We start from the raw sequence: 13019 nt of genomic DNA on the forward strand, positions 1-13019 counted from the left end.
GGTGGCCCAGGTCAAGCGTATTCGCCGCCAGGTGCATGGCGTGCTGGTGCTGGACAAGCCGCGCGGCTTTTCCTCCAATGCCGCCCTGCAAAAGGTCCGCTGGCTGCTCAACGCCGAGAAGGCGGGCCATACCGGCAGTCTGGATCCCCTGGCTACCGGTGTGCTGCCGCTGTGCTTCGGCGAAGCGACCAAGTTTTCCCAGTACCTGCTGGACGCCGACAAGGGTTACAGCACCGTGGCGCAGCTGGGCGTCACCACCACCACCGGCGACGCCGAGGGTGAGGTGTTGGAGCGACGGACGGTCGATGTCGATGAAGCAGCCATCCAGGCGGCGCTGCCGGCGTTTCGCGGCCAGATAGAGCAGATTCCGCCGATGTACTCGGCGCTCAAGCGCGACGGTCAGCCGCTCTACAAGTTGGCGCGTGCCGGGGAAGTAGTGGAGCGCGAGGCGCGTTCTGTTACTATTGCCCGTCTGGAACTCCTGGCGTTGCAGGAAGATCGCGCGACGCTGGAAGTGGCCTGCAGCAAGGGGACCTATGTGCGCACCCTGGTCGAAGACCTCGGCGCCCGTCTCGGTTGCGGGGCCCATGTGGCTGAGTTGCGACGTACCCAGGCTGGTCCCTTTGGCCTCGTGCAGGCCATCAGCCTGGACGAGCTGGAGGCGGCCCATGCCGAAGGCGGTGCCGAAGCGCTGGATCGCTTCCTGCTGCCGGTCGACAGCGGCCTCGAACATTGGCCGCTGGTGCAGTTGACTCAGCACAGCGCCTATTATTGGTTGCACGGTCAGCCCGTTCGGGCAGCCAATGCACCGAAATTCGGTTTGATGCGGGTGCAGGACGACCAAGGTCGTTTCATCGGCATCGGCGAGATAGATGACGAGGGGCAGGTTGCTCCCCGTAGACTGATTCGGTCCTAGACCGATACCGAGGGTGGCTGTCAGCAGGCACGGTCACACCTCTTTCCTTAAGCACGGGATCCATCCCGGCCTGTTCCTCAGAGGAGCCCTATCATGGCACTGAGCGTTGAAGACAAAGCCCAGATCGTAAACGAGTTCAAGCAAAGCGAAGGCGATACCGGTTCGCCGGAAGTGCAGGTTGCCCTGCTGTCCGCCAACATCGACAAGCTGCAAGGTCACTTCAAGGCCAACGGCAAAGACCACCACAGCCGTCGTGGTCTGATCCGCATGGTCAACCAGCGTCGTAAGCTGCTGGACTACCTGAAGTCCAAGGATACCTCTCGTTACAGCGCACTGATCGCTCGCCTGGGCCTGCGTCGTTAATACGATGCAGACCTGCTGCAAGCAGTCTGAAGCTGGAGGTCGGCTCGCGCCGGCCTCCGGCTTTTTTGCTTGAGAGGCCGGCAGAATCGGCTTGCGTCACCCGGAGATCAGCGAGGGTCCGAATCCCTCTGGTCGCCTCGATTTCCCCCAAGGCAATAAAGAGAAGGAAAGACTGTGAATCCAGTAATCAAGCAATTCAAGTTCGGTGAGCAGACCTTCACCCTGGAAACCGGCCGCATCGCGCGCCAGGCGACCGGTGCGGTGCTGGTCTCCACCGATGACGTCAGCGTGCTGGTCACCGTGGTCGGTGCCAAGCAGCCCGCCGTTGGCAAGGACTTCTTCCCGCTGTCCGTGCACTACCAGGAAAAGACCTACGCCGCTGGCCGCATCCCCGGTGGTTACTTCAAGCGTGAAGGCCGTCCTTCCGAGAAGGAAACCCTGACCTCGCGCCTGATCGATCGCCCGATCCGTCCGCTGTTCCCCGAAGGCTTCCTGAACGAAGTCCAGGTGGTCTGCACCGTGGTCAGCACCAACAAGAAGTCCGATCCGGACATCGCCGCCATGATCGGCACCTCCGCCGCCCTGGCCATTTCCGGCATTCCCTTCGCCGGCCCCATCGCGGCTGCCCGCGTGGGCTACCACACCGAGCTGGGCTACCTGCTGAACCCCAGCTACGAGCAGCTGCAGAGCTCCAGCCTGGACATGGTCGTGGCCGGTACCCGTGACGCCGTGCTGATGGTCGAATCCGAAGCCGACGAGCTGACCGAAGACCAGATGCTGGGCGGCGTGCTGTTCGCCCACGAAGAATTCCAGGTGGCCATCGAGGCCATCAGCCAGTTCGCTGCCGAAGCCGGCAAGCCGACCTGGAACTGGCAGGCGCCTGCCGAGAACACCGCCCTGATCGAAGCCGTCAAGGCCGAGGTCGGCGAGGCCGTGTCCCGTGCCTACACCATCACCATCAAGCAGGATCGCTATGCGGCCCTGGGTGCCCTGCGCGACCAGGCCATCGCCAAGCTGGCCGGTGAGAACGGTCAGTACAGCGAAGCCGAGGTCAAGGAGACCTTCGGTCTGCTGGAATACCGCACCGTGCGCCAGAACATCGTCGACGGCAAGCCGCGTATCGACGGTCGCGACACCCGCACCGTACGCCCGCTGCAGATCGAAGTCGGTCCGCTGAAGAAGACCCATGGTTCGGCCCTGTTCACCCGTGGCGAAACCCAGGCACTGGTCACCGCGACCCTGGGCACCGCCCGTGACTCGCAGCTGCTGGACACCCTGGAAGGCGAGCGCCGCGACAGCTTCATGCTGCACTACAACTTCCCGCCCTTCTCGGTCGGCGAGTGCGGTCGCATGGGTAGCCCGGGCCGCCGCGAGATCGGTCACGGCCGTCTGGCCCGTCGTGGCATCCAGGCCATGCTGCCGACCCAGGAAGCCTTCCCCTACAGCATCCGCGTCGTCTCCGAGATCACCGAGTCCAACGGCTCCAGCTCCATGGCGTCGGTGTGCGGTGCCTCCCTGGCGCTGATGGACGCCGGTGTGCCGGTCAAGGCGCCGGTTGCCGGTATCGCCATGGGTCTGGTCAAGGAAGGCGAGAAGTTCGCCGTTCTGACCGACATCCTGGGTGACGAAGATCACCTGGGCGACATGGACTTCAAGGTGGCCGGTACCGCCAAGGGCGTCACCGCCCTGCAGATGGACATCAAGATCAACGGCATCACCGAAGAGATCATGGAAATCGCTCTGGAGCAGGCGCTGGAAGCGCGTCTGAACATCCTGGGTCAGATGAACCAGGTGATCTCCGAGTCGCGTGCCGAGCTGTCCGAAAACGCCCCGACCATGCTGGCGATGAAGATCGACCAGGACAAGATCCGCGACGTGATCGGCAAGGGTGGCGCCACCATCCGTGGTATCTGCGAAGAGACCAAGGCGTCGATCGACATCGAAGACGACGGCACCATCAAGATCTACGGCGAGACCCGCGAAGCCGCTGAAGCTGCCAAGCAGCGTGTCCTGGGCATCACCGCCGAGGCCGAGATCGGCAAGATCTACGTCGGCAAGGTGGAGCGCATCGTCGACTTCGGCGCCTTCGTCAGCATCCTGCCGGGCAAGGACGGTCTGGTGCACATCTCGCAGCTGAGCGATCAGCGTATCGAGAAGGTCACCGACGTGCTGAAGGAAGGTCAGGAAGTGAAGGTGCTGGTGCTGGACGTGGACAACCGCGGTCGCATCAAGCTGTCGATCAAGGACGTGGCGGCGGCGGAAGCCTCCGGCGTCTAAGACGACCCTGAGTAAAAAACCCGGCCTCGGCCGGGTTTTTTTATGGCTGGTGAACACAGGTGATAGATTGGGTTGAGCGCAGTGAAGCCCAACATGACAACGCAGGCCAGCCTCCACTGCTTGAAAGCGGCGTGGAGCCAGGGACTGTTGGGCTTCGCTGTGCTCAGCCGCAACCTACGGGCACTACGCCTTCTCGCGAATCCATTCGATGAAGCTGCGCACCTTGGGCACCTCGGCCATCTGTTCCGGATAGGCCAGCCAGTAGGCGTGGGGGCTGGCGAGGCGGTGGGGCCAGGCGAGCACCAGGCGGCCGGAAACCAGTTCTTCGGCGACCAGGAATTCCGGCAGCAGGGCCACCCCGCAACCTTCCTGGGCGGCGCGGGCGCAGAGGGTGAAGGTGTCGAAGCGCGGACCGTGATGGCTGTGCACTTCCTCCCGACCCAGGCTGGCGTACCAGTCGTGCCAGGATTCCGGGCGGGTGGTGTTCTGCAGCAGGACGAAGTCCACCAGTTGCTCGGGTCCGGCGATGCCTTCGGCGGGCAGCAGATCCGGTGCGCAGACCGCGACCATGTGCTCGTGCAGCAGCAGTTCGCATTCGGCACCTGGCCAGCTGCCGTGACCATAGAACAGCGCCACGTCGTGGCGGGGGTCGCGGAAGTCCACCGGTTCCAGGGCGCTGGAGACATCCAGGTGAATATTGGGAAAGCGCAGCCGCCAGCCCTTCAGCCGCGGGACCAGCCAGCGCTCGCCAAAGGTCGGTGGGGTGGCCACGCGCAGCACCTCGGTCTCGCCGCCATAGGATCTCAGGTAGCGCGCCGACATCTCCAACTGGTTGAGGATCTTGTCCACCTCGGCCAGGTAGAGAGCACCGGCCGGGGTCAGCTGCAGGCGGCGGCGGACCCGGCGAAACAGGCTGTGCTGCAGGAGATCCTCCAGCTGAGCGACCTGTTTGCTGACGGCGCTCTGGGTCAGCGCCAGTTCGTCGGCCGCGCGGGTAAAGCTCAGATGACGGGCCACCGCCTCGAAGCACTGCATGGCGGTGATGGACGGCAGGTGGCGACGTTGCATGAGCGGACTCGCGGCATGAAAAAAGGGAATGATATGCCGAGCAAAGGTCGGTTGTCCGGCGCCGCTGGCCTGACCATACTCAGGGACGATTTCCTTTCTGCGGAGACCTCAGCATGAGCAAGGCCCTGTTGGAACGCCTCGGCGTTTCTGCCCAGCACTACACCCAAGGCGAGCATCGGGTGCATTCCCCCATCGACGGTAGCCAACTGGGCAGCGTCGCCCTGGAAAGCGCCGCCGAGGTGGAGCAGAAGATCTCCCGCGCCGACCGTGCCTTCCAGGCCTGGCGCGCGGTGCCGGCGCCGCGTCGTGGCGAACTGGTGCGGCTGCTCGGCGAAGAGCTGCGCGCGCACAAGGCCGATCTCGGCGAACTGGTGTCCTGGGAAGCCGGCAAGATCACCCAGGAAGGCCTGGGCGAAGTCCAGGAGATGATCGACATCTGCGACTTCGCCGTTGGCCTGTCGCGCCAGCTCTATGGTCTGACCATCGCCTCCGAGCGTCCAGGTCACCACATGCGCGAAAGCTGGCAGCCGCTGGGTGTGGTCGGCATCATCAGTGCCTTCAACTTCCCGGTGGCGGTCTGGTCCTGGAACGCCGCCCTGGCCCTGGTCTGCGGCAATCCGGTGATCTGGAAGCCTTCGGAAAAGACCCCGTTGACCGCGCTGGCCTGCCAGGCGCTGTTCGAGAAGGCCCTGGCGCGCTTCGGCGATGCCCCCGCCGATCTCAGCCAGGTCATTGTCGGCGACCGCGCCGCCGGTGAGGCCCTGGTGGACGATCCGCGGGTGGCGCTGGTGAGCGCCACGGGTAGCACCCGCATGGGTCGCGAGGTAGGACCGCGGGTTGCGGCGCGCTTCGGCCGCAGCATCCTCGAACTGGGCGGCAACAATGCCATGATCCTCGCGCCGAGTGCCGATCTGGACATGGCCGTACGTGCCATCCTGTTCAGCGCCGTGGGTACCGCCGGCCAGCGCTGCACCACCCTGCGCCGCCTGATCGCCCATCGTTCGGTCAAGGACGAGATCGTCGCCCGACTCAAGACCGCCTATGCCAAAGTCCGCATCGGCCATCCGCTGGAAGGCAACCTCATCGGTCCGCTGATTGATGCGGCCAGCTTCCAGGCCATGCAGGGTGCGCTGGAACAGGCGCGTGGCGAGGGCGGGGTGGTCTACGGCGGTGAGCGTCAGCTGGCTGAGCAGTATCCCGAGGCCTACTACGTGGCCCCGGCCATCGTCGAGATGCCCGAGCAGAGCGAGGCGGTACGCCACGAGACCTTCGCCCCCATTCTCTATGTGCTGACCTACGACGATTTCGACGAGGCGGTAGCGCTGAACAATGCCGTGCCCCAGGGCCTGTCGTCCTGCATCTTCACCACCGACGTGCGTGAGGCCGAGGCCTTCATGTCGGCGACTGGCAGCGACTGCGGCATCGCCAACGTCAATATCGGGCCGAGCGGTGCCGAGATCGGTGGCGCCTTCGGTGGCGAGAAGGAAACCGGTGGCGGTCGCGAATCGGGCTCCGACGCCTGGAAGGCCTACATGCGCCGCCAGACCAACACCGTCAACTACTCCCGCGAACTGCCGCTGGCCCAGGGCATCGTGTTCGACTGAGTGGATCCGCCAGGAGCGCCGAGAATGCAGTTGCGTGAGGAGTGCCTGTGGGAGCGGCTGTATCCGGCGATGCCCGGAGCGCCGCTGCAGGGCGAGCGTGACACCGAGGTCTGCGTCATCGGCGGTGGCTACACCGGCCTGTCCACCGGGCTGCACCTGGCCCAGGCCGGGCGGCGGGTGGTGGTACTGGAGGCCCATGGCGTCGGCCATGGCGGCTCCGGGCGCAATGTCGGGCTGGTCAATGCCGGCATGTGGATCCCGCCGGACGAGGCGGTGGCGACCCTGGGACAGGAGGTTGGGGAGCGCTTGCTGGGGGTGATGGGCGATGCGCCGAGTCAGGTGTTCGGTCTCATCGAGCGCTATGGCATCGACTGCCAGCCACGCCGCGCCGGCACCCTGCACATGGCGCACAGCGCCAAGGGCCTGGCCGATCTGGGGCAACGTGCCGAGCAATGGCAACGGCGCGGTGCGCGGGTCGAGTTACTGGAAGGCGAGGCCTGCTACAGCGCCTGCGGCACGCGCGATATCAGTGGTGCCCTGCTCGATCACCGCGCCGGTACCCTGGTGCCCATGGGCTATGCCCTGGGACTGGCCAGGGCGCTGCGCCAGGAGGGCGGCGAACTGTTCGAGCAGAGCGCGGTGCAGCGCCTGCAGCGCATGGGTGATCGCTGGCAGGTGGAAACCCCCCAGGGGCGAGTCACCGCCGACCAGGTGGTGATCGCTTCCAACGCCTACACCGAAGGCGAATGGACCCGTCTGCGCAAGCAGTTCTTTCCTGGCTACTACTATCAGGTGGCATCCCAGCCTCTCGGGGCGGAAGCGGACTTCATCCTGCCTCAGGGGCGTGGCTCCTGGGATACCCGCACGGTGCTCAGCAGCATCCGGCGCGATGCCGATGGCCGCCTGCTCCTGGGTAGCCTCGGCAACATGGCGGGACGCCCGGCCGGTTTCATCCGCGCCTGGGCCGACCGCATCCAGCGGCACTATTTCCCCTCGCTTGGCCGGGTGGAATGGGAGTGCACCTGGACGGGCCAGATCGGCTTCACCCCCGATCACCTGATGCGGCTGTTCGAGCCGGCACCGGGGTTGCTCGCGGTGACCGGCTACAACGGTCGCGGAGTCACCACGGGCACGGTGGTGGGGCAGGCCTTTGCCCGCTATCTGTGCAGTGGCGATCGGCAGGACCTGCCCATGCCGCTGGCTTCGCTGGATTCCAACCCGGTAGGACAGTGGCGCAGCCTGATGTACGAGGCCGGCTTTACCCTCTATCACGCGGGGCAGTGTCTGCGCGTGGTGCTCTAAAGACCTTGCAGCGCGCCCGGAAACCGCTCTGGTCGGGCCCCTCAAGCGGCCGATTTGCGCATCCCAACCTGTGCAAGTCGGCCGTTTTTCTTTTGCTGTTTCGTTGATCTGGCCACCAGCCGGAACCGATTGATTCGCCTCGTTACGTCCGAAACAGACCATGGTTACTTTGGTGGCGCAGGATGGGGACGATGTTACGTTTTGGTGCGAAACAGGTGCAACCGGGTTGCTATCTGGTAACAAACCTCTGCCTTTTACCCGTTCTACTGCTACCGCTGCAGGTCTTTATCCCGACTAATATCCTGACTAAGACGAAAGTCTAAAACGGCGACGGGTCCACTGGTTGCGGCCTTCGCCGTGGCAGGCCAGGACATTTCGCTCCCTGTCGTACCGGCAAATGGCCTTTGCGCCAGGGACACAGCTGAGTGATGGCATAGGCTTTGCTCTGGCGAGAGAGCCAACCACCCTCTGGAGCAAACCTCCCATGTCGAAGATTTACAGAAAAGGCATTCTGGCTCTCGCTATCGGTTCTGCGTTCACTCTCTCCTCCCTGGCGCATGCCGACATCGTGATCGGTGTCGCGGGTCCCTATACCGGGGCCAGTGCCGCCTACGGCGAGCAGTTCTGGAAGGGCGCTACCCAGGCGGCGGAGGACATCAATGCCGCCGGTGGCATCAATGGCGAGAAGATCAAACTGGTGCAGGGCGACGACGCCTGCGAGCCCAAGCAGGCCGTGGCCGTGGCCAACCGCCTGGTGGACTCCGAGAAGGTCAAGGCCGTGATCGGCCACTTCTGCTCCTCCAACACCATGCCTGCCTCGGAGATCTACGACGAAGCCGGCATCATTTCCATCACCCCGGCGTCCACCAACCCCAAGATCACCGAGCGTGGCCTGACAGGTGTGTTCCGCATGTGCGGGCGTGACGACCAGCAGGGCATCGTGGCCGGCGACTACATCGTCGATACCCTCAAGGCCAAGAAGGTCGCCATCATCCACGACAAGGACACCTACGGTCAGGGCCTGGCCGACGCGACCAAGGCGCAACTCAACAAGCGCGGCGTGAAAGAGGTGCTCTACGAGGGTCTGACTCGCGGCGAGAAGGACTTCAACTCCCTGGTCACCAAGATCCGCGCCTCGGGCGCCGACGTGGTCTACTTCGGCGGTCTGCACCCCGAGGCCGGTCCGCTGGTTCGCCAGATGCGTGAGCAGGGTGTGACCGCCAAGTTCGTTTCCGGCGACGGCATCGTTTCCCTGGATCTGGTCACCACCGCCGGTGGTCCCCAGTACACCAAGGGCGTGCTGATGACCTTCGGTGCCGATCCGCTGAAGAATCCGGCTGGCAAGACCGTAGTGGAAACGCTGCGCAAGTCCGGTTACGAGCCCGAGGGCTACACCCTCTATTCCTACGCCTCGCTGCAGGCGGTGGCCGCTGCCTTCAACGGCATCAAGGGCACCGATGGCACCAAGGCCGCCGAGTGGCTGAAGGCCCACAGCGTCAACACCGTGCTGGGTGAGAAGAGCTGGGACAGCAAGGGTGACCTCAAGGTCTCCGACTACGTGATGTACGAATGGGACGACAAGGGCAAGTACAACCAACTGCCCTGATCCTCGCGTGAACCCGCCGGCCGCCCTCTCGTCTCCGCCCCAGGACGAGGCGGTGGCTGGCGGCCCTCGTCATCCATCCAGCGCGAGACTGCAAACGTGGACGGTATCTTCCTGCAACAACTGGTCAACGGCCTGACCCTGGGCTCGGTCTACGGACTCATCGCCATCGGCTACACCATGGTCTATGGCATCATCGGCATGATCAACTTCGCCCACGGCGACGTCTACATGGTGTCGGCCTATCTCGCCGCCATCGGCATCGCCCTGCTGAGCGTGTTCGGCCTGCATTCCTTCCCCGTGCTGATCCTTGGCACCCTGATCTTCACCGTGGTGGTCACCTCCGTGTACGGTTGGGCCATCGAGCGCATCGCCTACAAGCCGCTGCGCAACTCCACACGGCTGGCACCGCTGATCTCGGCCATCGGCATGTCGCTGATCCTGCAGAACTACGTGCAGCTCGCCCAGGGCGCGCGCCAGCAGGGTGTACCGACGCTACTGGACGGCGCCCTGCGCCTGCATATCGGCGATGGCTTCGTGATCATCACCTACACCAAGATCTTCATCATCGTGGCCTCCATCATCGGCATGGGCCTGCTCACCTACGTGATCCAGAAGACCACCCTGGGCCGCATGTGCCGGGCCACCCAGCAGGATCGCAAGATGGCGCAGATCCTCGGCATCAACACCGACCGGGTGATCTCCTACGTCTTCATCATCGGCGCGGCCATGGCGGCACTGGCCGGGGTACTCATCACCCTCAACTACGGCACCTTCGACTTCTATGCCGGCTTCATCATCGGTATCAAGGCCTTTACCGCGGCGGTGCTCGGCGGCATCGGCTCACTGCCTGGTGCCATGCTCGGCGGCATCATCCTCGGCATCTCCGAAGCCCAGTTCGCCAGCCTGGTGAACTCGGACTACAAGGACGTCTTCAGCTTCTCGCTGCTGGTGGCGATCCTGATCTTTAGGCCCCAGGGGCTGCTCGGCAAACCCCAGGTCACGAAGGTGTGAATCCATGAGTCAGACGTCTTCCTCCTTCGATCTCAAGGTCGTACTGCGCGACACCCTAATGGTCGGCCTGGTCTCGCTGATCCTGTTCGGCCCCATCGTCGGCATCGTGCTCGACGGCTATGGCTACAACGTCCAGCCCGGGCGTGTCGGCATCATGGTCGCGGTGGTCATGGCCGGCCGCTTCCTGCTCAGCCTGTTCAGCCAGACCGCCAAGGGCCGCGACTGGATCGAGTCCTTCAAACGCAACGACGGCGGCGTCCATGTGCTGCCGCCGGGGCACAAGTCCAACCTCAGGTTCATCCTGCCCATCATCATCCTGTTGGCCATCGCCTTTCCCTTCCTGGCCACCAAATACTGGCTGACGGTGATCATCCTCTGCCTCATCTATGTGCTGCTGGGCCTGGGCCTGAACATCGTGGTGGGGCTGGCGGGGCTGCTCGACCTGGGTTACGTCGGCTTCTATGCCATCGGCGCCTATGGCCTGGCGCTGGGTTACCAGTACCTGGGTCTGGGCTTCTGGACCATGCTGCCGCTCGCCGCGGTGCTGGCCGCGGTGGCAGGGGCGATACTGGGATTCCCGGTCTTGCGCATGCATGGGGACTACCTGGCCATCGTCACCCTCGGCTTCGGCGAGATCATCCGGCTGGTCCTCAACAACTGGCTGGAGGTGACCAAGGGTCCCAACGGCATCGCCGCGCCCTCGCCGACCTTCTTCGGCATCGAGTTCGGGCGCCGGGCGAAGGAGGGCGGGGTGCCCATCCATGAGCTGCTGGGCATCAGCTACAACCCCAATGCGACGATGATCTTCATCTATACCGTGCTGTTCCTGGTGGTGCTGCTGGTGCTCTACATCAAGCACCGCCTGACCCGCATGCCGGTCGGTCGCGCCTGGGAAGCCCTGCGCGAGGACGAGATCGCCTGCCGCGCCATGGGTCTGAACCATGTGCTGGTCAAGCTCTCGGCGTTCATGATCGGTGCGTCCACCGCGGGCCTCGCTGGCGTGTTCTTCGCCACCTACCAGGGCTTCATCAACCCGGCTTCGTTCAACTTCTTCGAGTCGGTGCTGGTACTGGCCATCGTGGTGCTGGGCGGCTTGGGCTCCACCGTCGGCGTGGTGGTCTCGGCTTTCGTCATGACCCTGCTGTTCGAGCTGCTGCGCGAATTCGGCGACATCCGCATGCTGGTATTCGGCGTGCTCATGGTGGTGATGATGATGTGGCGGCCGCGCGGCCTGATCCGTATCGCCCGCAGTGGCTTCGCGATTCGCAAGGGAGTGGCGCCGTGAGCGATAACATTCTGACCGTCAACGGTCTGGGCATGAGATTCGGGGGCATCAAGGCGCTTTCGGACGTGTCCTTCGAGATCAAACGCCAGTCCATTACCGCGCTGATCGGCCCCAACGGGGCCGGCAAGACCACGGTGTTCAACTGCCTGACCGGCTTCTACAAGGCCACCGATGGCGAAATCCGCCTGGACACCGCCGATGGTCGCTCGACCCGCGTCGGCAAGATCATGGGCGAACGCTTCCAGGCGGCCGACTTCGTCAATCCGGTGCAGTTCGGCAGCCGGCTCTGGTACAAGATGTTCGGCGGCACCCACCTGGTGAATCGCGCCGGTCTCGCCCGCACCTTCCAGAACATCCGCCTGTTCAAGGAAATGTCGGTGGTGGAGAACCTGCTGGTGGCGCAGCACATGCAGTGCAACCGCAATCTCATCACCGGCATCCTCAATACCCCCGGCTATCGCCGCGCCGAGGAAAAGGCGCTGGACACGGCCTTCTACTGGCTGGAGGTGGTGGACCTGGTGGACCACGCCAACCGCCTGGCCGGCGAACTCTCCTACGGCCAGCAGCGTCGCCTGGAAATCGCCCGGGCCATGTGCACCCGCCCGGAGATCGTCTGCCTGGACGAGCCGGCCGCCGGCCTCAACCCGGCCGAGACCGAGGCCCTGGCCGGGATGATCCGCCTGTTGCGCGACCAGCACCGCATCACCGTGGTGCTGATCGAGCATGACATGGGCATGGTGATGAACATCTCCGACCACATCGTGGTACTGGACCATGGCCAGGTCATCGCCCGCGGCCTGCCGGCCGATATCCGCAACGATCCCAAGGTCATCGCCGCCTACCTCGGCGCCGAAGAAGAGGAGGTGGCATGACCACGCCGATCCTGGAATTTCGCAACGTCGACGTCTTCTACGGGCCGATCCAGGCCCTGAAGAGCGTCTCCCTGACCATCAACGAAGGCGAGACGGTGAGCCTGATCGGCTCCAACGGTGCCGGCAAGTCCACCCTGCTGATGTCCATCTTCAGCCAACCCCAGGCGCGCAACGGGCAGATCCTCTATCGCGGCGAGGACATCACCCGCAAGAACGCCCACTACGTGGCCTCCAACGGTATCGCCCAATCGCCGGAGGGGCGCCACGTGTTCCCCGACATGACGGTAGAGGAGAATCTGCTGATGGGCACCATTCCCATCGGCACCCGCTGGGTGGACGAGGACATGCAGCGCATGTTCGAGCTCTTCCCGCGCCTCAAGGAGCGCCGTAACCAGCGCGCCATGACCATGTCCGGAGGCGAGCAGCAGATGCTGGCCATCGCCCGGGCGCTGATGGCGCGACCCAAGCTGCTCTTGCTCGACGAGCCCAGCCTGGGCCTGGCGCCCATCGTGGTGAAGCAGATCTTCCAGATCCTGCGCGAGCTGGCGAAGAGCGGCATGACCATCTTCCTGGTGGAGCAGAACGCCAACCATGCCCTGCGCCTGTCCGACCGCGCCTATGTGATGGTCACGGGCGAAATCCGCATGACCGGTAGCGGCCAGGAGTTGCTGGCCAATCCCCAGGTGCGGGAAGCCTATCTGGGCGGCCACTAGCG

General features: G+C 64.3%; 11 protein-coding genes. 10 read left to right on the plus strand and 1 reads right to left on the minus strand.

Annotated elements, in window-relative coordinates; translation table 11 throughout:
- Position 1 precedes the first annotated feature (1 nt).
- The 3 genes from truB (at position 2) to pnp (ending at position 3556) form a co-directional block, all read left to right on the plus strand.
- On the plus strand, positions 2 to 916 hold the full coding sequence (gene truB / locus PJ259_RS18435; RefSeq protein ID WP_059313373.1) for a tRNA pseudouridine(55) synthase TruB: 915 nt from the start codon (positions 2 to 4) through the stop codon (positions 914 to 916).
- A gap of 93 nt (positions 917 to 1009) precedes the next feature.
- Entirely contained in the window at positions 1010 to 1279 is a 270-nt protein-coding gene (rpsO, locus tag PJ259_RS18440) for a 30S ribosomal protein S15 (protein WP_007162645.1), read from the plus strand.
- Between the two features lie 174 nt (positions 1280 to 1453).
- Positions 1454 to 3556, plus strand: coding sequence for a polyribonucleotide nucleotidyltransferase (gene pnp / locus PJ259_RS18445; RefSeq protein ID WP_059313374.1), 2103 nt, complete (start codon positions 1454 to 1456; stop codon positions 3554 to 3556).
- A 183-nt stretch (positions 3557 to 3739) separates the two neighbouring features.
- On the opposite strand, the gene PJ259_RS18450 is transcribed toward pnp, so the two are convergent.
- The gene (locus PJ259_RS18450) at positions 3740 to 4624 is read right to left on the minus strand and encodes a LysR substrate-binding domain-containing protein (RefSeq protein WP_271653751.1); all 885 of its coding nucleotides are present in this window, start codon (positions 4622 to 4624) and stop codon (positions 3740 to 3742) included.
- A 113-nt stretch (positions 4625 to 4737) separates the two neighbouring features.
- Between PJ259_RS18450 and amaB the strand changes: the two genes are divergently transcribed.
- From amaB to PJ259_RS18485, 7 genes are all read left to right on the plus strand, one after another.
- Complete coding sequence (gene amaB / locus PJ259_RS18455) at positions 4738 to 6228, plus strand: L-piperidine-6-carboxylate dehydrogenase (protein ID WP_059313376.1); 1491 nt, start codon at positions 4738 to 4740, stop codon at positions 6226 to 6228.
- Between the two features lie 24 nt (positions 6229 to 6252).
- A complete protein-coding gene (amaA, locus tag PJ259_RS18460) occupies positions 6253 to 7530 on the plus strand; it encodes an L-pipecolate oxidase (protein ID WP_271653752.1) in 1278 nt (425 codons plus the stop codon).
- A 484-nt stretch (positions 7531 to 8014) separates the two neighbouring features.
- Positions 8015 to 9136, plus strand: a complete 1122-nt coding sequence (locus PJ259_RS18465; protein ID WP_059313378.1) for a branched-chain amino acid ABC transporter substrate-binding protein — start codon at positions 8015 to 8017, stop codon at positions 9134 to 9136.
- A 96-nt stretch (positions 9137 to 9232) separates the two neighbouring features.
- Positions 9233 to 10147, plus strand: coding sequence for an ABC transporter permease subunit (locus PJ259_RS18470; RefSeq protein WP_059313379.1), 915 nt, complete (start codon positions 9233 to 9235; stop codon positions 10145 to 10147).
- Positions 10148 to 10151: 4 nt separating this feature from the next.
- Positions 10152 to 11432, plus strand: a complete 1281-nt coding sequence (gene livM / locus PJ259_RS18475) for a high-affinity branched-chain amino acid ABC transporter permease LivM (RefSeq protein WP_059313380.1) — start codon at positions 10152 to 10154, stop codon at positions 11430 to 11432.
- The gene (locus tag PJ259_RS18480; RefSeq protein WP_059313381.1) at positions 11429 to 12304 is read left to right on the plus strand and encodes an ABC transporter ATP-binding protein; all 876 of its coding nucleotides are present in this window, start codon (positions 11429 to 11431) and stop codon (positions 12302 to 12304) included. The genes livM and PJ259_RS18480 overlap by 4 nt, the downstream gene beginning before the upstream one ends.
- The gene (locus tag PJ259_RS18485) at positions 12301 to 13017 is read left to right on the plus strand and encodes an ABC transporter ATP-binding protein (RefSeq protein ID WP_271653753.1); all 717 of its coding nucleotides are present in this window, start codon (positions 12301 to 12303) and stop codon (positions 13015 to 13017) included. Before PJ259_RS18480 ends, PJ259_RS18485 begins: the two co-directional genes overlap by 4 nt.
- Positions 13018 to 13019 lie beyond the last annotated feature (2 nt).

Origin of the sequence: Pseudomonas sp. JBR1 (assembly GCF_028198185.1) — a bacterium.
GTDB classification, from domain to species: Bacteria; Pseudomonadota; Gammaproteobacteria; order Pseudomonadales; family Pseudomonadaceae; genus Chryseomonas; species Chryseomonas oryzihabitans_E.

Bases quoted from the DNA above. Each gene is read 5' to 3' on its own strand.
- amaB (WP_059313376.1), top strand. From the start codon at position 4,738: ATGAGCAAGGCCCTGTTGGAACGCCTCGGCGTTTCTGCCCAGCACTAC.
- livM (WP_059313380.1), top strand. From the start codon at position 10,152: ATGAGTCAGACGTCTTCCTCCTTCGATCTCAAGGTCGTACTGCGCGAC.
- PJ259_RS18465 (WP_059313378.1), top strand. From the start codon at position 8,015: ATGTCGAAGATTTACAGAAAAGGCATTCTGGCTCTCGCTATCGGTTCT.
- rpsO (WP_007162645.1), top strand. From the start codon at position 1,010: ATGGCACTGAGCGTTGAAGACAAAGCCCAGATCGTAAACGAGTTCAAG.
- PJ259_RS18485 (WP_271653753.1), top strand. From the start codon at position 12,301: ATGACCACGCCGATCCTGGAATTTCGCAACGTCGACGTCTTCTACGGG.
- PJ259_RS18450 (WP_271653751.1), bottom strand. From the start codon at position 4,624: ATGCAACGTCGCCACCTGCCGTCCATCACCGCCATGCAGTGCTTCGAG.
- amaA (WP_271653752.1), top strand. From the start codon at position 6,253: ATGCAGTTGCGTGAGGAGTGCCTGTGGGAGCGGCTGTATCCGGCGATG.